The 22,842-nt window shown below is 58.8% G+C and carries 18 protein-coding genes and 3 pseudogenes; 13 read left to right on the top strand and 8 right to left on the bottom strand.

Features of this window, described 5'->3' with window-relative positions:
* The first annotated feature begins 405 nt into the window (after positions 1–405).
* Genes ACNJYB_RS14075 through ACNJYB_RS14085 form a run of 3 tightly spaced genes read left to right on the top strand, consistent with a single transcriptional unit; the run spans position 406 to position 2,719 of the window.
* On the top strand, positions 406–1,770 hold the full coding sequence (locus tag ACNJYB_RS14075; RefSeq protein ID WP_439374510.1) for a TadE/TadG family type IV pilus assembly protein: 1,365 nt from the start codon (positions 406–408) through the stop codon (positions 1,768–1,770).
* On the top strand, positions 1,767–2,342 hold the full coding sequence (locus ACNJYB_RS14080) for a TadE/TadG family type IV pilus assembly protein (protein ID WP_439374511.1): 576 nt from the start codon (positions 1,767–1,769) through the stop codon (positions 2,340–2,342). Before ACNJYB_RS14075 ends, ACNJYB_RS14080 begins: the two co-directional genes overlap by 4 nt.
* 2 nt (positions 2,343–2,344) lie before the next feature.
* Entirely contained in the window at positions 2,345–2,719 is a 375-nt protein-coding gene (locus tag ACNJYB_RS14085; protein WP_439375550.1) for a TadE/TadG family type IV pilus assembly protein, read from the top strand.
* A gap of 747 nt (positions 2,720–3,466) precedes the next feature.
* Here ACNJYB_RS14085 and ACNJYB_RS14090 read toward each other — a convergent pair.
* The 3 genes and pseudogenes from ACNJYB_RS14090 to ACNJYB_RS14100 form a co-directional block, all read right to left on the bottom strand.
* A pseudogene (locus tag ACNJYB_RS14090) lies at positions 3,467–3,841 on the bottom strand (transposase); the annotation flags it as partial.
* A gap of 576 nt (positions 3,842–4,417) precedes the next feature.
* Positions 4,418–5,089 (bottom strand): hypothetical protein, encoded by a 672-nt coding sequence (locus ACNJYB_RS14095; protein WP_439374512.1) that lies wholly within the window; start codon positions 5,087–5,089, stop codon positions 4,418–4,420.
* 93 nt (positions 5,090–5,182) lie between these two features.
* Positions 5,183–6,832, bottom strand: coding sequence for a hypothetical protein (locus ACNJYB_RS14100; protein ID WP_439374513.1), 1,650 nt, complete (start codon positions 6,830–6,832; stop codon positions 5,183–5,185).
* A gap of 835 nt (positions 6,833–7,667) precedes the next feature.
* Between ACNJYB_RS14100 and ACNJYB_RS14105 the strand changes: the two genes are divergently transcribed.
* Positions 7,668–8,567, top strand: a complete 900-nt coding sequence (locus tag ACNJYB_RS14105; protein ID WP_439374514.1) for an isoaspartyl peptidase/L-asparaginase — start codon at positions 7,668–7,670, stop codon at positions 8,565–8,567.
* Positions 8,568–8,898: 331 nt separating this feature from the next.
* Here the strand turns inward: ACNJYB_RS14105 and ACNJYB_RS14110 are convergent, their stop codons facing one another.
* The 3 genes from ACNJYB_RS14110 to ACNJYB_RS14120 are packed head-to-tail and all read right to left on the bottom strand — an operon-like array spanning position 8,899 to position 11,354.
* A complete protein-coding gene (locus tag ACNJYB_RS14110; RefSeq protein WP_439374515.1) occupies positions 8,899–9,873 on the bottom strand; it encodes a glycosyltransferase family 2 protein in 975 nt (324 codons plus the stop codon).
* A gap of 3 nt (positions 9,874–9,876) precedes the next feature.
* On the bottom strand, positions 9,877–10,590 hold the full coding sequence (locus ACNJYB_RS14115; RefSeq protein ID WP_439374516.1) for a class I SAM-dependent methyltransferase: 714 nt from the start codon (positions 10,588–10,590) through the stop codon (positions 9,877–9,879).
* Positions 10,591–10,595: 5 nt separating this feature from the next.
* The gene (locus ACNJYB_RS14120) at positions 10,596–11,354 is read right to left on the bottom strand and encodes a class I SAM-dependent methyltransferase (RefSeq protein ID WP_439374517.1); all 759 of its coding nucleotides are present in this window, start codon (positions 11,352–11,354) and stop codon (positions 10,596–10,598) included.
* A gap of 294 nt (positions 11,355–11,648) precedes the next feature.
* On the opposite strand from ACNJYB_RS14120, the gene rfbF reads away from it, so the two are divergent.
* The 6 genes from rfbF (at position 11,649) to ACNJYB_RS14150 (ending at position 18,557) form a co-directional block, all read left to right on the top strand.
* The gene (gene rfbF, locus ACNJYB_RS14125) at positions 11,649–12,419 is read left to right on the top strand and encodes a glucose-1-phosphate cytidylyltransferase (protein ID WP_439374518.1); all 771 of its coding nucleotides are present in this window, start codon (positions 11,649–11,651) and stop codon (positions 12,417–12,419) included.
* On the top strand, positions 12,416–13,495 hold the full coding sequence (rfbG, locus tag ACNJYB_RS14130; protein ID WP_439374519.1) for a CDP-glucose 4,6-dehydratase: 1,080 nt from the start codon (positions 12,416–12,418) through the stop codon (positions 13,493–13,495). The genes rfbF and rfbG overlap by 4 nt, the downstream gene beginning before the upstream one ends.
* 71 nt (positions 13,496–13,566) lie before the next feature.
* A complete protein-coding gene (locus ACNJYB_RS14135) occupies positions 13,567–14,436 on the top strand; it encodes an NAD-dependent epimerase/dehydratase family protein (RefSeq protein WP_439374520.1) in 870 nt (289 codons plus the stop codon).
* On the top strand, positions 14,417–15,229 hold the full coding sequence (locus tag ACNJYB_RS14140; RefSeq protein ID WP_439374522.1) for a transketolase: 813 nt from the start codon (positions 14,417–14,419) through the stop codon (positions 15,227–15,229). The genes ACNJYB_RS14135 and ACNJYB_RS14140 overlap by 20 nt, the downstream gene beginning before the upstream one ends.
* The gene (locus ACNJYB_RS14145) at positions 15,226–16,146 is read left to right on the top strand and encodes a transketolase family protein (protein WP_439374523.1); all 921 of its coding nucleotides are present in this window, start codon (positions 15,226–15,228) and stop codon (positions 16,144–16,146) included. Before ACNJYB_RS14140 ends, ACNJYB_RS14145 begins: the two co-directional genes overlap by 4 nt.
* 632 nt (positions 16,147–16,778) lie before the next feature.
* Positions 16,779–18,557: a hypothetical protein gene (locus tag ACNJYB_RS14150; protein WP_439374524.1), complete on the top strand. Its 1,779-nt coding sequence runs from the start codon at positions 16,779–16,781 to the stop codon at positions 18,555–18,557.
* A 1-nt stretch (position 18,558) separates the two neighbouring features.
* Here ACNJYB_RS14150 and ACNJYB_RS14155 read toward each other — a convergent pair.
* Positions 18,559–18,801 (bottom strand): annotated as a pseudogene (locus ACNJYB_RS14155) (IS3 family transposase); the annotation flags it as partial.
* A gap of 253 nt (positions 18,802–19,054) precedes the next feature.
* Between ACNJYB_RS14155 and ACNJYB_RS14160 the strand changes: the two are divergent.
* The gene (locus tag ACNJYB_RS14160) at positions 19,055–20,281 is read left to right on the top strand and encodes an IS110 family transposase (protein WP_439372688.1); all 1,227 of its coding nucleotides are present in this window, start codon (positions 19,055–19,057) and stop codon (positions 20,279–20,281) included.
* Between the two features lie 97 nt (positions 20,282–20,378).
* On the opposite strand, the pseudogene ACNJYB_RS14165 reads toward ACNJYB_RS14160, so the two are convergent.
* A pseudogene (locus ACNJYB_RS14165) lies at positions 20,379–20,510 on the bottom strand (IS481 family transposase); the annotation flags it as partial.
* A gap of 168 nt (positions 20,511–20,678) precedes the next feature.
* On the opposite strand from ACNJYB_RS14165, the gene istA reads away from it, so the two are divergent.
* Both istA and istB read left to right on the top strand, forming a co-directional pair.
* Complete coding sequence (istA, locus tag ACNJYB_RS14170) at positions 20,679–21,941, top strand: IS21 family transposase (RefSeq protein ID WP_439373215.1); 1,263 nt, start codon at positions 20,679–20,681, stop codon at positions 21,939–21,941.
* Positions 21,938–22,795 carry an IS21-like element helper ATPase IstB gene (gene istB, locus ACNJYB_RS14175; RefSeq protein ID WP_439374525.1) on the top strand — a complete coding sequence of 286 codons (858 nt, stop codon included), beginning with the start codon at positions 21,938–21,940 and terminating at the stop codon, positions 22,793–22,795. The genes istA and istB overlap by 4 nt, the downstream gene beginning before the upstream one ends.
* The last annotated feature ends 47 nt before the right edge of the window (positions 22,796–22,842 follow it).

Raw genomic sequence — 22,842 nt, forward strand, 5'->3', positions numbered from 1 at the left:
TTGCCCCAACGCACGATGGAGTCGAGTTCGCCCGACGCCGGGGGCCAAATCGCCCCCTTGCTGCCATTCATATCCCCGGGCCCTTCGAGCACTGTGGTTCCACGCGAATCGCGAACAGTTGCATCCGGTTGATCATCGGGCAGACCAAACTGAGCGAAACTAGAACGACGTTAGGATCGCTATGCTCATTGAAACCACGCGCAGCGAGGCGGCGCATCTATTCGGCCGTGCGAAGCTGATGTGGGACGAGGTGCGTCAGGTCGCAAGCCGATGTCAGGATCGCGTCGTGTCTAGGCGCGAATGGATGTCCGGTTTTCATTAGACCTTCACCATATTCCTTAGGCTACCTTTGAAACTTTCGACGTAAACGAACAACTTTCTACCGCGGACGATCAGGAGAATTTTATGATCCTTTGTTCCGTCGTAAATCCATTGCTTCGCCTGCGCACGGATGAAACGGGTGCGGTGAGTGTGATGATGGGCTTTTTGCTCGTCCCGCTGGTCGGCTTCCTAGCCATCGGCTTCGAGGTTTCGAACTGGTATCTTATTACTCGGAACATGCAAAACGCGGCCGACGCGGCCACGGTTGCCGCCGCGATCAACAACGGGGCGAACTATGATGTCGAAGCCAGAGCAGTGGCGGCGCAGTATGGCTTCGTGAATGGAGTTAGTAACGTCAGCGTCGCAGTCACCAATACCGCCGCCTGCCCTGGCGGGGGCAACAGCTGTTACAGTGTGACAATTTCCGGCTATACGCCGCTGCTGTTGTCTCAGATTGTGGGCTTTCAAGGCGACGCGAATTTTAACGGCACTCTCGAAAAGAAATTAAGTGCTGCTGCCGTCGCCAAGCAAACCACTGTGCCGCAGGAGGTTTGCCTGTTGGCGCTCGCGAGCAGTGGGGCCCCTCAGGGTATCCGCACCAACGGGACGCCCACCGCCAATATGAATGGCTGCGACTCCATGTCGAATACGGCAGCCCAATGCAACGGATCCAATCTGGGGCTGGGCATCAGCTTTGCCGTCGGGTCCAACAATGGCTGCGGCGCCAAACAGATGTCGAGCCCGGCGTTAGCGGATCCCTACGCTTATCTCGCGAGCAATATTCCAGCGCTTAGCTCCAGCGGTTGTGCCGGAAACTACCCGCAGGAATCGAAGCACGGGAATAGCTACACGGTCGCCGCGAGCAATCAGCGGACGGGCACTCTAAACCTGTCGGCGGGCAATAATTTCCTGTGCGGGGATCAACTGCTCACTGGCGATGTGACCATCAATACGCCGCTGGGTCAGCCAGCCGTCCTGATCATTGAAAACGGTCAGCTCGATCTCAATGGGCACACACTCACCACTTCAAGCGGCTCAGCGGTCACACTGGTTTTTTCCGGCACTAACGGCAGCTACATGCACGCTCCAACGGACAATACAAATGGATCCGGCGGCGTTCTCGATATCACCCCTCCGACCACCGGCACGTGGAAGGGCGTCGCAATTTATCAGGACCCTAGCCTAACGACCGGCGTCGACGTTTCTGCGGCGGGAAACAGTCCGACGTGGAACGTCACCGGGCTGGTTTATATGCCGCACGCCAGCCTGACGCTAAAGGGCGCCATCGATAAATCGACGTTCGGCAAATCATGCCTCGTCATGGTTGCCGATAACTTTCAAATCAGCGGAACCGGTGGGGTTCTGAAGACGGACATCGGGCAATGCGGACAAGCGGGCTTGACAATGCCGACGGCTAAGATCCCCGGCGGAGCAGTGCTGGTGCTATGAAGCAAGCAACACGCGCACGATATTGGCTGTCGGAAGGCTTGGTCTCCAAGCTCGTCAGTAAAACGAACGCAATATCCGCCGATCAGCGTGGTGTGGCCGCCATCGAGTTTGGCATCTTTGCCATCTTTCTGTCGGCCACGCTCGCGAACGTCGCCGACGTTTCGATCTACATCTACCAGCGAATGCAGGTCGAGAACGCAACCCAGGTTGCGGCACAAGCCGCGTTGAAGACTTGCAGCTCCAATTTGCCTGCAACGACCAACTGTCCCGGCCTGTTGGCCGCCATGCAACAAGCGCTACAGAGCACTTCGCTGGGTACGAGCGTTACACTGGTAACTGGCTCACCGTCCGAGGGATACTATTGCATCAATGCATCCAGTGCGCTGCAATATGTGGGTGATGTCTCTTCGAAGCCCGCCGATTGCACAGCCGCCGGCACGCCGGCATTGCAGCCCGGCGATTACATCCAGGTACAAACGACGTTCACCTACAAATCATTGTTTGCGGGCCTTAGTGTCGCGAGCACTTTCCCTACACCCATTAACCGAACAGCTATGTTGAGATTAGGTTGATCGTGCGCAATCTCAAGTCCATGCGCCTGAACCAGGACGGCACGACAGCGGTAGAATTCGCAATGGTCGCGCCGGTGTTCATTCTGCTGGTGATCGGCACGATCGGGCTGTGTTTTGCTCTTTTTTTGGTTGGAAGCCTTCACTTTGCGGTGGAAGACGGTGCGCGCTGCGCTTCCGTAAAAACCACCATATGCGCGGATGCTGCGTCGACCATCGCTTATACCCGCAGCCGTTATCTGGGACCGAACGTATCGCCGACCTTCACTTATACCTCAGCCGCCTGCGGCAACTCCGTGAGTGCGTCCGTCAGCTACTCGATGGACGTGGGATTCAAAACGTTCGTAGTTCCGATTTCGGCGACGGCCTGCTTTCCTTGACCAGCTGTCACCTTCGATAGTTCATCGTCGTCAGTTCTGCGCTCGTATGCGCTCCCGATGAGAGATGTCTTCACTGGGGCCGTCACGATCCTATCCGGATCCGCGCCCGGCGTGGCCATCAAGTCGCCGCGGTGGCCGTGGCTCGCAAGCTCACGGTGCTCTGCTGGCATTTGCTGACGAAGGGCGAGGATTAGCTGTAGGCGCGCCCGGCGCTGGTCGCCAACAAGACCCGCGCGATGCAATTTCAAGCTGGACATCGGCAACAGAAGGGCAGCCGGCGCGGACCAGCCCATGCCTGCAACATCAAGGCGCTGCGCGACCGTGAGATGTTGATTGGCGCCCAGGCGGAGCGAAGCTACGAACGATTGGTGTCGCAATGGAAACCGCGGCGGCCAAAACCCGGCGCGCGGGCGCCTCAGTTCGGCAGGACAAAATAGGCAGTCCGGTAACGCTTGCAGCCGACGCGTCACGCTTCGCCACGAGGTCGCCCGCGCCCGACAACCATAACCGCCGGTGACGGCAAGTGCCAGCCAGGAATGCTGTCCCGTTCCACACCAGCATGCCGCCGTGCTCGGGCCGGTCAAGGCCAAGCCGTGCGGTGGCCGCAAATGCGGCCAGCCTTGACCGACCCTGCGCGCGGCAGCTGCTTGATCGGTGGCCGGGACGGAAGAATGGCCCGCGGCGGCCAAACGAAAGAATGGACGCGATGCCCGCAATCGTCATCGGGGCACGGTCATAAAAAAATCGCTTGTCCATCTCATCCGTCGAATGCAGGTTTGGCGTGGTGCTGAGGCGGGAAGCTCATAGGCGAGCACGTCGGGCTCGGCCTCATCCATGAAGGCGGCCAGCTCTAGCAATTTGGGACGGAGCTGGTCGGCGACGTTGCGCCACTGAGCCCTGGCCGCTTCGGCATCGTCCTGGGCAAAGGCGGTGGCGATGAAGGTGGAGACGATGGGCCTGGCAGCGCTTCCGTGTGTCCACTTCATGCGGTGTTGAGCACCTTGCTGACGGCTGCCTTGATGCCCTCATGCGCATCGGAGATCACGAGCTTGACGCCACGAAGCCTGCGCCGAGCGAGCTTGCACAAGAACGCGGTCCAGAACGTTCGGCCTCAGAAGGGCCGTGTCCATGAGAGAGGATGATCACCAGACCGGGCTAGCCCGCCTACGACCCGCCAACCATTGCAGAACCTTAGCCGGAGATCGCAGTGAGACGGCCCCGGCGCCAGAAGGATTAAGAGCGCCGGAGCCGTCCGCCATGGCGCCCGTCCGAGCGCACTTCATCCTACCGGGAAAACGCGGCAATTTGCGAGAAGCAGGATGCCACTTATGCTTAATTTCCACCGCCCGTAGGCAAGAGCATCGTTGAGGCTGAACCGACCGACAGACACATTTCGATCGATGGTAAATAGATATGGGCCGCGGTTATGACCGTTACCGCGCAGCTGGGACACCTTGTCAAAATTTACGGCGCGCAAGAATGTCGATCTCAACGCGGGGCACACGCTCGTCTGGTGCAACCAGTTTGGCTCCGGACAGCCCGATGGAGACCCGCTGAAGCCGACATCGCTCGCTGCCGAGTGGAGTTCGACGCCGGCTGCTTGCGGTCGCAAAACCGCTACCGTCGCGATGCCGAAAGAGACAAGGCGAGGAGGCGGGCTCGACGTTTTGATCCTCCTCCCTGAACATACACGAGACATCAAAGAACGCATCCGCACCGGGCAGATTTGGCATACGCCAAGAGCCTGGCATCAATTTTCGCATCGGGCGCGCAGAACTCGTCGATGATCTTGGCCACCCTTTCTTGGTGTCCTGACTGCCAATGCCCTAGCCCGTGCAGGGCGCTCTCCTGGCAGGCGAGAGAATCAAGGTGAAGGGTGCGCTCCATAGTGCTCAGCGCGCAGTCATGGATGGTTGGCAAGTTTGGATCGCCGGCAAACGCGAGAGATGGAAAGGCATCCCACCACATATAGCAGACGCCGTTGAGCGTCCCGGCATCGACCTCGCTCAGGTGTGAGAGATGCGGGGTGCAGCGCGGTTTAAACAGTCGCTCAAAAAACGGCACGATCGCCTCGACACTGCGGAGGCGCTCCCGAACCGGCACTTCGGTCGAGCAAAACCATCGGCTGTCGCCGGATGCCATCGTGTTGACAAGGTAAGTCAGGCCTTGAGCGATTTGGCGATCAGCGAATCCTTTCAGTGCCGGCGCTGGGTCTTCGAATAGCCGAGTGAAATAGGCAATGGCCTGAGCTGGCCGTGGATCCCACCAATCGTGATCGGGATCGAAATACCAAGGGGCCTGCTGAAAGCGAACTTCGTGTCCAAACGCATGCTCAAGCCATTCCTCAAAAGTGAGCTCTTGCAGGCGCATCACAACGACCCCGACCGACCACGTCCGCAGACCAGATTTTTCTGATGAGTTCAGCGAACCCGCGCTCGAACAATGACGAGCACCATCCGCCCCCTAATGCAACGCGACAGATCGATCCTTGGCCTGCCGGATCCCGCCGGCAAGTGCCTTTGCATATAGCGCGCGCGCCTTCGTCACATCGCCGCGCGTTCCGTGGGTCTTCCACGCGGAAAGAACGAGGGGATCATATGTCTCCGCAAGCATGAAGCTCGCCTGTGCGCTACCCGTCTCGACAGCGTGCTCGAGCACGATCCGCGCTGCGCCGATATCCCCTTGGCCGAGCAGGGCGCTGGCGCGGGCCAGCAACCTGGCCGCTTCCGGACTGCCTTGCGCGGCTTCACCGACCGCTGGCTGCTCTGTCGCAATCGCCTCCGCGGCTTGACTCACCTGGGCGATCTGGCTGTTCGACGCACGTTCGATTCGCGCCCCGATCATGGGCTGCGTCGGTTCGCGCCCGGGTGCCGACGCCTCAGCGCGGTCGCGCTCCTTGTTGGGAGACTGTTGCAGCTCCGCCGTCGCGCTCATGGCGGCCTTCTTCACCTGCACCGCTTCGTCACCGGCTTTGCTTGACAGCGCCAGCCGGCTCTCAAGGTCCCGCCGTGTCCTCGCGAGCTCGTTCGTCAGTGCCTCGGCCCTATCGTGCTCTTTCTGAAGAGACTGTCGCAGCTCCGCCGTCGCGCTCTCGGCGGCCTTCTTCGCCTGCACCGCCTCGTCACCGGCCTTGCTTGACAGCGCCAGCTGGGTCTCGAGGTCGCGTCGCGTTCTCGCGAGCTCGTTCGTCAGTGCCTCGGCCCTATCGTGCTCTTTCTGCAGAGACTGTCGCAGCTCCGCCGTCGCGCTCTCGGCGACCTTCTTCGCCTGCACCGCCTCGTCACCGGCCTTGCTTGACAGCGCCAGCTGGGCCTCGAGGTCGCGCCGCGTTCTCGAAAGCTCGGCAGTCAGCGTCTCGGCTCTGTCGCGTTCCTTCTGCAGCGACTGTCGCAGCTCCGCCGCCGCGCTCTCGGCGGCCTTCTTCGCCTGCACCGCCTCGTCGCCGGCCTTGCTTGACAGCGCAAGCTGGGTCTCGAGGTCGCGCCGCGTTCTCGAAAGCTCGGCAGTCAGCGTCTCGGCTCTGTCGCGTTCCTTCTGCAGCGACTGTTGCAGCTCCGCCATCCCGATCTCCGCGGCCTGACTGAGCTGCGTCGCCTGATCGCGCGTCTTGTTCGCCTGCGCTACCTGCATCTCAATGATCTGCTGCGCGCTTGCCAGTTCATTTGCTAGGGCATCTGTGCGGCGCCGCTCCTTTTCAAAAGTCTGCTGCACTTCCGACTGCATTGCCACCGCACCTTGCTTATCCTGCGCAGTATCCCCCTGTGACTGTGAGATCGCTCGGTCGGCTTGCTGATGAAGAGCCAGATCCCGCGCCGATGAATCGGCTTTTTGAAGGCCCTGGCTTGGGATCTTGGTCTCTAGCTTGACGGCCGCCACGCCAGCTGTGGCAGCCGGGACGTTATCCTGCTCACCAATGTATCGCGTCACATAGGCGGCGAGCTCGGCGTGGAAATACCAGCCGATGAGCGACGCCCCGACCATCACCGCGGCGATCGAGGAGGTGGCGCGCCGCGCGGTCCGTCCGCGCTCCTGTTTGCTCTGCGTGGCCCGCGCTTCAACCAGGACGCCAGTGACCGGGTCGGCGTTCGTAACCAGACGAGTTAATTCCGTCACCCTCGCGCGTTCGGCTAGGCCCGAGGGGAAACAAAAGGAGCGGGGCCCTAGCGACGCTGGGGGGGCGATCGATCCAGTTTCCTTTGGCGGAATAAACTCATCTTGCAGGATAAATTCATCACCTTCCTCTGGGAGATGCATTGCTTGCCAATGCGTCGGCGTAATCTCGCTTGGCTCGCCATTTTCCCTAACCCACCCGCGCCCCTCTGCTGACCACCGACCAAACTCGAAGCGTCCGCTTACGTCATCCTCAAGAATGACGAATTTCCCATCCCTTGGGGCGGTGTCGATCGGGTGGCGCATGTAAAAGACGCCTATTTGAAGCACTTATTCAATTCTCAAGAAAAAGCTTCGTGAATGCACAAAGCCTACTCCACCGCATCAAAGGCCTCAAGATAATAGTCATCAGGAGGTGGGACCCGCATCGCGGACGTTGATATCCGATTGGCTGTCAGATGCCGCGATTAACAGCGCTCACGCCCGCGAAAGGTTCTTCGAAGATTTGAAGGCGGGCGTAGCGCTGCGGAAAGCGCGGATGCTTTGTGGTAAAAACTCGAATGGGTTAACTCGAATGGGTTAATGCAGGGGGTGGAGAGCGAACGACTGGGGTTTGAAGGGGTGGCGCGGGGCCGGCTTGAACCGGGGGCTTCTCTCCACTTATTTGTGGGCTCGTGTTCGAGACCGACCTCGCGGGCGAGCCGGTCCGGTGCAGGCCCTCGTGGTTCGAAGGATGATTGCTGAAATGGGAGGATGAATCAGAATCGAAGCAGGCTTGCTGCCGGCTGCAAATTCTCGAGGGATGAGTATGGCACCGGAATCTCGAGCGGAGGCACAATTGAAATTCTTGTTGCGCAATTGCGAGATCCCCAATGGCATAGAGCAAGCAGCGCAGGACCTGTTGGCGCTGAAACACCGACATGATGTGCTCGAAAATTGCCTTCGGGAGCTCGAAGAGGACGAAAGCATTGAGGCTGTAGGATATGGTGGAGCTCCCAACATTTTGGGCGTAATGGAGCTCGATGCGTCGTTCATGGACGGTAACAACCGCTCGGTTGGCGCCGTCGCGGCAGTCCAGAAATTGCTTCCCATCAAAATTGCCCGCCGTCTTATGGACGCGCGACTGCACACGTTACTGGTCGGACCTGGCGCCGAACGCTTCGCATTTGACTGCGGCTTGAAATCCGAACCAACGTTGGCCCCGGCCCAATTTAAAAAGTGGGAACAGGACGTTAAACCTTTGCTGGACCGTCACCACTCTCGGCTCCTTGATTTAGTCGCGCACATCACGGCGCCTCGGAAGGAAGCATTTGATACGATCATCATGGTTGCATCGGACGGGCAGGGACTCTCGTCTGCCAGTAGCACGTCTGGCTGGCCGTGGAAGCATCCCGGACGGCTGGGTGATGCTCCAGTTCCTGGCGCGGGCTTTTATGTCGATAGCCGGTTTGGCTGGTGCGGATGCACCCACACAGGCGAAATGGCAATGCGGGCCGGAATAGCGCGCTACGTTGTGACCCAGTTGGCGTTGGGAAAGGGCGTGCATGAGGCGGTTGAGAATGCCGTTAACGACCTGGCCGCTCTAAACGAGGGATTGATTGGCGGGGTAACGATACATGCCGTGGACAGCGCCGGTAACGCGCGCGTCGTAGCAGCGAACGTCCCCGATGACATTCATTATTGGTATTGGCGTGAAACGATGACGCGCCCCGAATGTAGAAGCGCTGAACGCATCTGAATTTCTTCATCGCACCGGAAGGGCGCCAAGAACGCTGACAGAGCACGACAATTGCGGCGAGGCGGAAGCCCCGGGGGCCTTCCACAATGAACCGGATCTGGCCAGGACGGCCGACGAATGTTCGACCCCGAATGGAATATCGAGGCCATTGTTCTGGTGTAAGCAGGTTTCCGTGAATGTATCATCGGAGCGAGCTCAACCGGAGTTTTATTGCCGGAGATTCTTCGCGAATATCCATGCGCGCCATGTACCTCCAAAAATTAAAGGTCTCGAATCGAGACCTTGTATGTAGTCGTGTTGCGGTGAATTATCTCGCTCTCGCTCCCTCCGGTCATCGAGTGGCGTCGGTCGGCGGTGCCGGCGGATCGAGATTGATACGCTCGCGCTCAACTACCATCGGCCCGCGGCGTACCTGCGAATGTATCGCGGTTATGTACTCGCCCATCATGCCAATGAACATCAGTTGGACACCCGAGAAGAAGAAAAGAGCAATGATGATGGTCTGCGTGCCGGCAGGGGCCTCCTTCTGAGTCACCAATGCAAGCAGGAAAATGAAGAGCGCATAGAGGAGCGCGAGGGTGGCAACGCCGAACCCTAGGAAACTGCAAAAGCGCATCGGCGCATTGGTAAAGGAGAAGATACCATTCATCGCTTGATCAATCAGGCGCACCGCATTGTTTTTCGAGATGCCGAGTTTCCGTGCCTTCCAGGTGTAGGGGATAATCAGCCGCCGAAAGCCGGCGGAGGCGATGATGCCGCGGATATAAGGGTATTGATCGCGATGGCTGACCACTACCTCCCATACCTTACGATCGATAAGTTGGAACTCACCCACGTTCTCCGGAATTTCGAAATCAGAGAGCATGTTGACAATGCGGTAGAAGATGCGCCGGCACGTGCGCAGCGTCCAGGTCTCTTCGCGATTGACGCGCGCGCCAGCTACGACCTCGATGCCAGTTTCCCAATGGCGCACCATCTCGGGAACGACCTCCGGCGGGTCCTGCAGGTCGACCGGCAGAAAGACGAGAATCGCATTACCTGTCGCATACCGCAGCGCGTTGAAGTTCGAGCGGAAAGGCCCGAAATTTCGTGCATTCAGGATCACCTTCACGGATCGATCGGTGCTCGCAATGCGGCGAAGGATTTCGACCGTAGCATCCTCTGACGCGTTGTCGGAGAAGATGTGTTCACGCTCGTGATGCGCGAGTGGTCCGTCCGGCGCGAAGAGGGCCAACACAGCCTGGTAACAGGTTTCGACATTTTCCTCCTCGTTGTAACAAGGAGAGACGATTGTGATGCGTGCCATAAATCAGGCCTGTGCAGTGATGAAGTGAGACTGTGCAAGCCAGCGCGTGGCGGCCGAGGCCTCAAGCACAGGCTCGATCGCAATGCTTGGTTTGATGAACATCTCGGGTAGGCCGGGCAGAAGGAAATCGCGCGTGATCACCTCCACCGCGCGCCAGCCCGCCGCCGGCAGCACGCTGCGCAATTCACCTGGTGTGAAGGCCATTTCGTCCGGCTCTAGCTTGGCCCAGCGGCGGCCAAACTTCGTCCCGAAGATGAGGGCGCAATAAGGGTTAAGAAAGTTTGGTTCGATAAAGGCGAGGCCGCCGTTGGAGCTGGTTAAGCCGTGCAGCGCTCGTAGTACGTCGGGCAATCGTCGTATCAGGTGATGCAAAATGCCGTTACCACAAACCATGTCGAAATGGCCAAAGGCAAGCGGCGTATCCCCCAATACATCGAACAGTTCATAGCGAAGATTGGTAGCCGCGTGACGCGCACGTGCCTCGGCCACGAATCTCTCGCTCATATCGACCGCGACGATCTCCGCTTTGCTGTGCGTGGCCAGATAAGCCGCGGTGTCGCCCGTGCCGCTGCCGATCTCGAGCACGCGCCGAGCTCCGAGCCGCTCGATCTGCGTTACAAACCAGTCGCCCCGTCGGCGCATCCGCAGCGGCGTGGAGCCCACCGGCTTAAAAACCTGGTTGAAGCCACGCTCGTCCTGCAGAGCCGTTCGGGACATGAGAATCAAACTTTCCGTGCGAAGATGCCGTAGCCGAGCGGATCGTTCTTCGACCCCCACCCGAAGCGAAGTGAAAGATGCGCCAAGCCAACCGCCAGCATGGCGACCGGGCCTGACACCAGTAGCAACGGCAGAAGCCATGGCCGGGTGGGCTTTGCCAATCGCATGCAGACGACGACGAGCTTGTTCGCGATCACCGCTACATCGTCGCCGCGCTCTTCGACCGCTAGTCCTTCGAAGCCCGGAAACATCTGCACGAGGCGATAGCGGGTGAAACGGTGATAGTCATAGGGTGCGTGATGCACGCGGGCCGCAAAGGGCACCGTGGCGACAAGCGTGCCGCCCGGCCGCAGCACACGATGCATCTCGGCGATCAACGCCGGCGGATCCTCAACATGTTCCAGGACCTCGGTGCAGAGAATGTGGTCCTGACTGGCGTCCGGAAAAGGGATAGTGACGCCGTTGAATTCCACTATCTCGGGATGGCGGCCCATGCCGAAATCGTTGGCGGCTGGCACGTCAAGTCCCGTGTAACGCGCGGCTTCCGGTAGCAGGCTGCGAAAGGGCATCTCGCCACAGCCGACGTCCAGCACGCTGCCTTTCATCACCATTAGATGCGGCATGAGGAATCGCTTGCAGGTGAGTAGTTGCAGGTCCACCACCATGCGCGCAGCGAAGGCCAACCGGCCCACCATGCCGGCGTTCCGCCGGATCGGGATGGGCTTGAATTCCTCAACAGGAGTGGCGCTCATGTCGATCCCCATGGGGAAAGTTCAATGGGAAAGTTTAGCTTGTCGTCGATCCATGGTACGATGGCCGCAAACACCCTGCAACCTCGACGGTGCTCGCGAGCGGGTCGAGCGCGGCGCATAGACGCCCCCTGTTCAAGGCGCCGTATCGATCAGTGTCGCCAATCGTGGCGGTTGCCAGGGCGCAATACTCCGGTGCAAACGATGGCGCCGCTGTTGCAATAAAGCGTTGTGTCCTCTAGAGCTCAGAGCTGTGGAATGCCAGCTTTTGCAGACTGATTGCGCTCTCCTGCCTCTTTTGGGAAGATCATGAAGGTCATCATTCTTGCGGGCGGATTGGGTACTCGCATTTCGGAAGAGACCACGATCAAGCCTAAGCCGATGGTTGAAATCGGCGGCCGTCCGATCCTATGGCATATCATGAAAATCTACAGCCATTATGGACTGACGGATTTTGTCGTTTGTCTGGGCTATAAGGGCTATGTGATCAAGGAATATTTCGCTAACTACTTTCTTCACATGTCGGATGTGACTTTCCATTTAGCCGAAAATCGGATGGAGGTGCACCGCGAGACCGCCGAGTCATGGCGCGTGACGTTGGTTGACACGGGCCAAGAAACCATGACCGGAGGCCGGCTCAAACGGGCGCTGCCTTATGTCGGTGATGACGACGTGTTCGCCCTGACGTATGGGGACGGCGTTGCGGACATCAATATTGCTGCGGAACTGGAGTTTCACAGGAGGCACGGCCGCAAGGCGACTGTGACCGCGGTGAGGCCGGCCAAACGTTTCGGCGCGATTGCGATCGAGGGCGATCGGGTCGCTAGTTTCAGAGAAAAGCCGGACGACGATGGTGGATGGATTAATGGTGGTTTCTTTTTGCTGTCCCCTTCGGTGGGCGAGTTGATTGCTGACGACAAGACCGTTTGGGAGCGGGAGCCGATGGAAGCCCTGGCCTCGCAGGATCAACTACGTGCGTTTTCGCATCACGGATTTTGGCACCCGATGGACACCCTACGCGACAAGACCTTCCTCGAGGAGGAGTGGGCAAGCGGTCGGGCGAAGTGGAGAACGTGGTGATTGAGCCCAGCTTTTGGCGAGATCGGCGCGTATTTTTAACCGGGCACACCGGTTTCAAAGGCGCATGGATGGCGCTCGTTCTGAAATCAATGGGCGCCGAGGTCTCTGGCTTCTCGTTGCCGCCGGAGCACGACCGCGGGATCTTCGTTGCGGCGAGGATCGCCGATGACGTTCACCATCATCTGGGAGACATCCGAGAATACGACAGCTTGAGGACCTCACTGGGCGAGGCGGAGCCGTCCGTGGTCATTCACATGGCGGCTCAAGCGCTTGTGCGACGATCCTATGTCGCGCCTGTCGAAACTTACGCCACCAATGTGATGGGGACGGTCCACCTGCTTGAGGCCGTGCGCCAGCAACCGACCGTCAAGGCGGTGGTCGTCGTTACCAGCGACAAGGTCTATGAGAACGTGAACTGGTCGTCGGGTTATCGAGAGGGGGATCATCTCGGCGGTCACGATCCCTACAGCAATAGTAAGGCTTGTACGGAGCTGGTGGCTGACTCGTACCGCCGCTGCTTCTTTCGCGGCGAGCGGGTGGCGCTTGTGGCAACGGCGCGGGCCGGCAATGTGATCGGAGGTGGCGATTGGGCTCAGGATCGACTCGTTCCCGATGCAGTCAGGGCGTTTTCAACCGGCTTGCCCCTTGCTATTCGTCACCCGGGTGCAGTTCGCCCCTGGCAACATGTGCTTGACCCGGTTCTCGGGTATCTTCTGCTCGCCGAACGGCTGGTAAAGGAAGGCGATCGCTTCGCGGGGGCATGGAATTTCGGGCCCTGCGCGGCGAGCGAAGTCCCGGTCGAAAATATCGTTCAGGAATTGGTGCGGGCTTGGGGCGAGGGCGCGAGCTGGACGCGCGATGTCAGTGAACATCCGCATGAGGCTACTTACTTGAAGCTTGACAGTTCCAAAGCTACGCACGAGCTCGGGTGGGCCGCAATGCTACGTCTGGAGCAGGCCCTCTCTTTGACCGTTGAGTGGTATAAGGCTGAGCAGCGTGGCGCTGACATGAAAGCGGTAAGCCTGGATCAGATCCACACGGTGCTCTCGGCTGCAAGAGCTAGTGTGCGCTGCTAAGCCGGATTTAGCGGAGCGCAGCCATGCGAATATTTGTGACTGGCGCGAGTGGGTTTGTTGGGTCTTATCTGGTGGCCGAACTGCTCGAGCATGGCCACCAGGTCGCGGTACTGCTCCGCTCCCGCGGGGATCCATGGCGTATTTCGGAGCAACTCTCGCGTCTGACCACGATCACCGGTGATCTCGACGACATTGAAACCCTGCGCGGGCCGCTCACCGCGTTTCAGCCAGATGCCGTCGCCCATCTGGCCTGGCGCGGTGTCGGCAACGCCGATCGTAACAGCGCAATCCAGGCCCACAATATTCCGGACACGCTCGATCTGGCCGCGCTCAGCATGAAGGCTGGCGCCAGGATATTTGTCGGCGCCGGGTCGCAGGCAGAATACGGCCCCTATTCGCGCAGCATCCGCGAGAGCGACGTTCCCGGTCCCACCACCCTCTATGGGCGCGCCAAGCTCGCAGCAGGGGCGATGGCGGGGCAGCTCTGTGCCGAAGGCGGCGCGCGGTTCGCCTGGCTTCGAATCTTCTCGACCTACGGACCGAAGGACGCACCGGACTGGCTCATTCCGAGCATGATAAAGACGCTCCGGGAGGGAAGGCGGATGTCGCTGACCCAGTGCGAGCAGCGCTGGGGGTTTCTGCACGTGCGCGATGTCGCCTCGGCCTTCCGACTGACGATAACCCGAGATGATGCCGAGGGAGTTTTCAACCTGGGGAGCTGCGATGCCCCATCCTTGCGCGAAACCGTCACGGCGCTTCGGGATCTGGTCAACCCGAACGCGGATCTTGGCTTTGGCGATATTCCCTATCGCCCGGATCAGGTCATGATACTACAGGCTGACGTCAGTCGCCTCGAAGCCCTCGGTTGGCGACCGCAGATCGGACTTCAGGAGGGTCTTTCCGAAACCGTGACGTGGTACAATGCGCACCACCGAAATTGATCCGCATGATTTTGCTCGCCGCATTCGAGCCCATGCATTGCGCATGGTCTTCAAGGCGCGATCTTCCCATATCGGCAGCTGCCTTTCGATGGCCGATATTTTGGCGGTCCTCTATACGCGCATCATGCGTATCGATCCTCTGCAACCGCTGCTGCCCGAGCGCGATCGTTTCATCCTGAGCAAGGGCCATGCCGCGGCGATTATCTACGCGGCGCTGGCCGAGCGCGGCTATATCCCGGTTTCGGATTTGGATAGCTATTGTGAAAACGGCTCCGCTCTCACGGGCCATGTCAGCCATGCGGTCCCAGGCGTCGAAGTTTCGACGGGCTCGCTCGGCCATGGTCTGCCTATCGCGGTGGGCATGGCGATTGCGGCAAAGTCTGCCGGAATGAAGAATCGCATATATTGTCTACTCAGCGACGGGGAGTGCGACGAGGGCTCCAATTGGGAGGCGATCCTGTTTTCGCCACATCACAAGCTCGATAACCTGATCGCCATCGTCGATTTCAATAAGATCCAAAGCTTCGGAACAGTATCTGAGGTTCTGAACCTCGAACCGTTCGCCGACAAATGGCGTGCTTTTGGTTGGGAAACATTGGAGGTCGATGGCCACGATATTGTTGCGCTGGAGAAGACTTTCGCGGCGCCACCGATTCCGGGAAAGCCGCGCGTCCTGATTGCCCATACGATCAAAGGCCGGGGTGTATCGTTCATGGAGGATAAGCTTGAATGGCACTACAAATCCCCGTCCGATGAACAGCTGAAAGCTGCCTTGGCTGAGATTGGTGCATGAGAAACAATTTTATCGCCACCCTGGCGGATGTGGCCGCGCAGAATCCGAAAATCTGGCTGCTCGCTGGTGACCTCGGGTACTCGGTGCTGGAGCCATTTGCTGCGCGTTTTCCTGATAGATACCTCAATATCGGGGTCGCGGAGCAGAACATGGCAGGTGTCGCTGCCGGAATTGCACTGAGTGGAAACACGGTTTTCATCTATTCGATCGGTAACTTCCCGACCTTGCGCTGCCTCGAGCAAATTCGGAACGATATCTGCTATCACGGTGCAGACGTCAAGGTCGTCGCCGTCGGTGCCGGCTTTGCCTACGGCAGCCAAGGCTACACACATCACGCGATCGAAGATGTCGCTATCATGTCGGCTTTGCCTGGCATGGAAATATTCGTGCCCTGTGATCCCATCGAGGCGCGCATCGCCACGCAGGTCATCGCTAAAAGTGGTCGGCCTTCCTACCTTCGGCTTTCGCGCGCCGGTGAGCCACTGCTGCATTCAAGTCCGCCAAGTGATTTATGCAGACCAAGCGTGCTGCGGCAAGGCCGAGATGTTATGATCTTTGCGAGCGGGCCGATCGCTTCTGCTTGTTTGGCCGCCGCCGACAGCCTCGCCACCGAAGATCTCACGGTTGGCGTTCTGAGCGTACCTTGCATCAAGCCCTTCGATGACGCGTTCGCGCGAGAACTCGCAAATGGGGCTCGGCTCTTTGTTACCGTTGAGGAGCACATTCTTCGTGGCGGTCTGCATGCAGAGGTGTTAGCGTCACTCTCGCTCGTTCGGGACAGACCTCCGGTCCTTGGACTTGCAATCCCGGAGCCAACTGGCAAGATCACCAGCGCGGGCGATCGTGAGATGCTCCTCGAGGCGGCTGGACTTTCAGCAGAAACCATTGCAGATCGTGTACGCTCGGCTCTAGCTTAGCTAGCCGGAAAATCCATAATGGGAATATCTGTATGCGATTCGCGACGTCGTTCGTACGAGGAGCACGATCATCCTTTATTGTGGCGTGTCGCTGCAATTGAAAAATCCGGCGGCATAGCCAACGTCGCTTGCCTCGATATGCGCCAGCCAAGTCTCTTGAGCAAACGCGCGTATAGGAGTGGAAGTGATAAAAGTTAGGGCGCAAGTTGACGGTGTTCAGTGGCCCGGCCGCTTCGTGCACACGCCTGAATGCCTGTAGCGGCCGAAGATTATTGTAGCCATTCGCCGATATTTTCACTAGATCGCGCAACTAGGGTAGAGTTGTCATGCGAACGCAGATGTCATTCGCGGTGGCGATCCGTAACAAAACAAGCATGCAAGGCCGCGGTCGCGGTATTGAGCGGGTTGAGCTGTTTGCCCTTTTTAAGGAGCGTTTTGCGTCGCTTTTATTCGAATGGCACAGTGAGATTGGCGAGGCGTTGGCAGGTACCTCGCTCTGTGGTACCCGAAAAATGAACCTACAATGTCGGGGGAAGTCCAATTATGCCTAGCCGGAAACTATTCAGACAACCGGCGCCCGTTCTTTGAGTAACACATGCTGCAGTAGGTTAGAACGGAGGGGAGCATGCACTGTGATCTCTAGGCTTGGAGCGAAGTCGTCTCTTAGTGTCGTTGAAAATCCAACAAATCTTATTGTCGTTGAAAATTTAACAAATTTCGCGGGTGCAGAGAGATTGACGCAATTGCCGCGCTCACTGCGGCAAGGCGGCTGGTCGCACATTGGTTTCGTTTCCGCTCTTGTCGCAATCTATTTCGCCGCTATAGCAAACCAAATCCATCTTGGAGTGTACACAGATCCTCTTTGGTTGATGGACGTCTGCGCCCGGATGTTGAGCGGGCAGATACCTTACGTCGACTTTCTTGAAAACAGCCCACCGGTCGCAATTCTCATCTATTTGCCGCCGGTACTTGCATCCAGCTGGCTCGGCATTAACCAGGATTTGGCGTTCATCGTATATGTAGCCGTGCTGGTGACAGCGAGCCTATTCGCATCGGCTTGGATTATGCACAAAGCCGACCGGCTTACTGAAGTGCGCCGACCGGTTGCGCTGACAATAGCCGCCAGCCTCCTGCTATTGCCTGACTATACGTACGGGCAGAGAGACCACATCGCACTCATACTCGCCATGCCTTGGCTTTCGGCGATTAGCCTGCGCGCTTCGTGCATTAATCCTCCGCGCTTGGCTGCTATCGTATCCGGATTGGCAGCAGGCCTGATTTTCGCAATCAGACCACATTATGCACTGAGTTTTGTTTTGGTTGTCGCCTTCGTAGGATCGCGCAGAGGCGTTCGTGCGCTATTTGACTTCCCCGAATTGACCGTTGCAGTTGCGATGGGGTCTGTATTTACAATCCTGTCGATGGTCTTGTTTCCGAATTACCTCAGAATAATGTTTCCATTGTTGATTGACGTTTATGCGCGCGACCGCGAAAATTTTATTGTTTTGTTATTGAATCCTACAATAGTGGCGTCGACTTTATTACTATCTGCACTGTACGCGTTCAAAAATATCGAAAGTTTAAATACGCTTTGTATGATATTGATATGCGCCGCATTGGGAGTGCTGGTGTCGTTTTTTATTCAGGGAAAACCGTTTGCCTACCATGCGTATCCTTGCGTAGCTCTGCTGATAATTTCAATTTCGATTGCTGCTGCTGGGCGTATTACGAATGCTGAAGTATTTATTGCTGCCTTTGTGGGTTGTTTAATAACATGGCGATTTTCGATTACTTACGAAATTGGTAGCCTTCCATGGATTTTAAGCCAAATAGGGTTCTGTATATTTGCGATAGTTTTCGTTGGCTTTGTCTTCTGTTTGAAGTTAATGGGGTTTAGGCAACGCCCTACGGTGATTTTTGCGGCAACCTGTGCGTTCGCCGCCGCCGCGTTAGCTTGGTCCGCTTTCCATATGGAATGGTCGCCAAGACCGCTTTTTGTCGATGAGATTAAGATGTTCCGTCCACGTCCGACAGTGGCGCTAGTTGGCGCCGTCGGCGAATTCGGACATCCTGTCACGAACCTTGTTCATGGACGCTGGGGGCAAAGCGTGATTGCACTAATAATTACAGATTCGATTGATAGAATCATAAAAGCGCAGTCTCCCGAGACGGAGGTTTATCGAAAACTTTATTTATATAAATCAGAAGACCAACAGAGATTTCTGAGTGACGTCAACAATAATCCGCCGGACGTAATAATTCTCGATAGCACTTGGGCAAGTGATCATTTCGTGGATCCGCGCCTTGATGCAATCTTAAAAAATTACAGAGAGCTCGGGCGAAAAGAAGATACGAGATATTTTTTTGGAATGACACATTCGTATCTCCTATATGGTCGAATAAACGAATAAACTAGGTGTTTAGTCCCGGAATTTGCTGGAGCGGGTTGAGTTTGAATCGTTCGGGCTGGGAAGTCCAGCATTTGCAAATGTATTCGTAGGGTGTGGGGCCCTTCAGGGTCTTCAGCCGCCGAGCATAGTTGTAGGCGTTGATGAAGTCGACAAGGTGAGCTTCGAGCTGATCGTGTCGATCGTAGTAATAGCGTTGGACGGTCGCTTCCTTGATCGTGCGGTTCATGCGTTCGACCTGGCCATTATCCGGTATGTGATCTGCGGTGCCTTTTCGTCCGGCTGTTCTCTTCGGAGAACGGCATTATGGTGAGCCCATCCGGGACGCGGGGCACCGGGAGCACGAAGGTGCGGGCAGGCCGCCGATAGACAGTGGGCTGAGAGCCCGAGCTCGTTACATGGCCGCCCCTTGCGACTTTCCCGGATGCGCCGCGAGCGCGGATCAGTAGATGTCGTGTTGCCCGCCAGCTCCCGTTTCGTCAGACCGGAAAGGAGCAGACATGCGCATTATCGGACTTGATATCCACCGCGCCTTTGCGGAAGCGGTGGCTTGGGAGGATGGCAAACTCAGACGTCTCGGCCGCGTGGACATGCGACGTGCGCTGTTGACCGCGTTCGCCAAACGGCTTTCGAAGGACGATGTCGTCGTCGTCGAGGCGACCGGGAATGCCGCAGCAGTCGCGGCGGTCATCGGGCCACAGGTGAAGAAGGTGGTGATCGCAAACCCAATGCAAGTGCGTATCATCGCGCATGCGAAGATCAAGACCGACACGATCGACGCCGGCGTTCTTGCCCAACTTTACGCCAGCGGGTTTCTACCGGAAGTCTGGGTTCCGGACGAACCGACACAGGCGCTGCGCCGGCAGGTGACACGCCGCAACCAGATCGTGCGACAGCGGTCGAGACTGAAGAACATCATCCAGTCGATCCTGCACGCGCATCTGATTCCGTCTTGCCCACATGCCGACCTGTGCGGCGGCAAGGGCCGTGCATGGCTTGCCGAGCAGATCGTGCCAGAGGACGAACGGCTCGCCATCGAACGACATCTGCGCGAGTTCGATCGGCTTGGCGAAGATCTCACCGTGATCGAGCGTGACCTCGCCGGTTCGGCACTCGCGGACGACGGCGCCAAGCGGCTGATGACGATCCCAGGTGTCGACATGATCGTCGCGCTTGCGCTGATGGCGGCAATCGGCGACGTGGCCCGTTTCAGCGATCCGCAGAAACTTGTCAGCTACCTCGGCCTGAACCCGAGCGTCCGGCAATCCGGGCCAGGTCCGGCCTACCATGGACGGATCACCAAGCAGGGCCGCGGCCATGCCCGTGGCATGCTGGTCGAGGCGGCTTGGGTCGCAGCACGGGCACCGGGTCCGCTGCGGGCTTTCTTTCTCCGGGTCAGGGCCCGTCGCGGTCAGCATGTCGCAGCCGTCGCGACGGCCCGCAAACTTGCTGTCGTGATCTGGCACCTGCTGGCCAAGGGCGAGAGCTATGCGTGGGCGCGTCCCTTGCTCCACGCAAAAAAGCTTCGCGATCTCGAACTCAAGGCCGGCCACAAGGCCACACGCGGCCAGAAGGGGCCGGCGCATGCTTACAACATCAAGAGTTTGCGTGAGGAGGAGCGCCGCTGGGTCGAGCAGGCCGAAACCGCTTATGCGCGCTTCGTGACAGGCTGGAACCCGCGCGGACCGAAGAGAGCACGTGCGGGCGCCGCAACTGAGGAACGATGATGATGGCTGTGCGGCAAGGCTCTCACCTCTCGCCCTGCTCTTCGCCACGCGGTCGCCGCACGCCGGGAGAGAATAACCCAAATCCACGAAGAAAGGGCTTGTCGATCACATCAGTGGTCCAGGGATGCTTCATCTTAGTCAGCCGATGTTCGATCCCGTTCTCCCGGCAGCGCATGTCGAACATATGCGTCGCGTATCTTGCTGTCGGGCCGTCCGCATAGCGCGGTGGTGTCACTGGGCGGTGAATACTCCCCAAATATGGGCATCGAAAATTCCCTAGCTGGCATCCCAGCCTGAAGGGGCCGCGGCGCGTAGGCCCCACATACCGAAGCGCTGCGGCCCCTTCAGGCTTTCCGCATCCGATCCTGTCCCCGAAGTGATTCGGGGGGCGGAACGGATGATCCAGCTTGGAGATCTCATCGTGATTTTGGACCTTCACCGTGAGGGCTTGTCGATCAGCGCGATTGCCCGGCGCACGGGGCGCGACCCGAAAACGATCCGCAAATACATTGCGCGTGGTCTCGAGCCACCCGCCTATGGCCCTCGGCAGACTGGCCGGCCGAGCAAGCTCGCACCCTATCTCGACTATCTGCGAGAGCGCATCGCCGCATTCCCGGACTTGAGTGCCATCCGGCTAACGCGCGAGCTTCGCGAGCGCGGCTACACCGGCGCCTACACGGCCGTGAAACGCTTCGCGGCTGCGATCCGTCCCGACAACGCACCTAAGCCCTTTGAGGTGCGATTTGAGACGCCTGCCGGGAAGCAGGCGCAAGTGGACTTTGCTCGTTTCGTGACCATCTTCACTGACGAGCCCGGTGCGACACGGATCATTTGGCTGTTCTCGATGGTACTTGGCCATTCGCGCTTCATCTTCGCCCGCTTCGTCATGCATCAGGACCTGCAGACGCTGCTGCGCTGTCACATGCAGGCTTTTGCGGTCATCGGCGGTGTCCCGATCGAGATCCTTTACGACCGCATGAAGACGGCCGTGACGGGCGAGGACGGCAATGGACACATCGTCTATAACCGGTCGCTCCTGGCGCTCGCACAACATTACGGCTTCCATCCGAGGGCCTGCCGGCCGTACCGCGCCAAGACCAAGGGTAAGGTCGAGCGTCCGTTCAGCTACATCCGGCAGGACTTCTTCCTCGCGCGCAGCTTCCGCAATCTCGACGATCTCAACACCCAGCTCGATGACTGGCTCGCGACCGTCGCGAACGTGCGCGTACACGGCACCACGCAGAAAGTCGTCGCTGAGGCGTTTGCCGCCGAGAGACCCGAGCTGCAGGCGTTGCCAGCGGGGCCGTTCGACGCGCTGCTCAAACTCGAGCGCCGAGTCAGCCACGACGGGCTCGTGTCGATCGGCGGCAACTATTACAGCGTACCAGACCGTACGCGGCGCATTGTCGAGGTGCAGCAATTGCCTGATGTAATCCGCATTCTCGATCAAGGCGAAATCGTCGCCGTCCATCCCGTTCTGGAAGGCCGCCGGCGAACTCGCGTCGCACCCGAGCATCGCCAGGCGGTCAACCGGTCCAGGTCGCGACCTGGCGTGTCCGAAGCCCTCGTCGGTCGGGCCGGCGATCACATCCCACGACGGTCGCTGGAGTTTTACCAAGCTGTCGGCAAACGGCTCGCCCAATCGGGAGGCCGGCCATGACCATCCACACGCAGCCGGCAGCGATCGACAGCGTCAAGAAAAGCCTGGTCGCACTCAAGATGCCACGTGCGCTGGAAATACTGGACACCACGCTGCGGCGAATCGAACAGGGCGAGGTCACCTGGATTGAGGCGCTCGATCAGTTGCTTATCGAGGAGCTGACGCTGCGCGACAATCGCCGTGTCAGCACCGCGCTGAGAATGTCTCGCCTGACCACCGTCAAAACGCTCGCCGGCTTCGACTTCGCATTCCAGCCCTCGCTCGATCGCAATCGCATCCTGGCGCTTGCCGAATTGAAGTTCATCGACCGCGCCGAGGTGGTCCATCTGCTTGGGCCGCCCGGCACCGGCAAGAGCCATCTCGCGACGGCACTCGCGGTCGAGGCCGTGAAGGCGGGAAAGAGCGTCGCGTTCGCCACGCTCGCCGACATCGTCACCACCCTCGCAAAAGCCGAACGCGAAGGCACTTTGCGCGAGCGCCTGCGGTTCCTCGCCCGCGCCTCCCTCCTTGTCGTCGACGAGATCGGTTACCTCCCGGTCGTGCCCGGCGGCGGCAATCTGTTCTTCCAGTTGGTCAACGCCCGCTATGAAAAGGGCGCGATGATCCTCACTTCGAACCGCGGCTTTACTGAATGGGGCGAGGTCTTTGGTGATGCCGTCGTCGCCACAGCATTGCTTGATCGCCTGCTTCACCACGCCGTTGTTATCCAAATCGAGGGATCGAGCTATCGGCTCCGCCAGCACGCCGCCCTCGTACCGGAAAACGTCCGCTCGCGCCCGCTCACAAACCAGCCGCAGCCCAAGCGCCGCGGCCGCCCGCCTGGAAGGACCAATGACGATCCCGATAGCGGCTGATCCCCGAACCACAATCGCCGTCACCTAGGGAAATTTGGAAGCCCATT

The organism is Bradyrhizobium sp. SMVTL-02, from assembly GCF_051853005.1.
Lineage (GTDB): Bacteria > Pseudomonadota > Alphaproteobacteria > Rhizobiales > Xanthobacteraceae > Bradyrhizobium.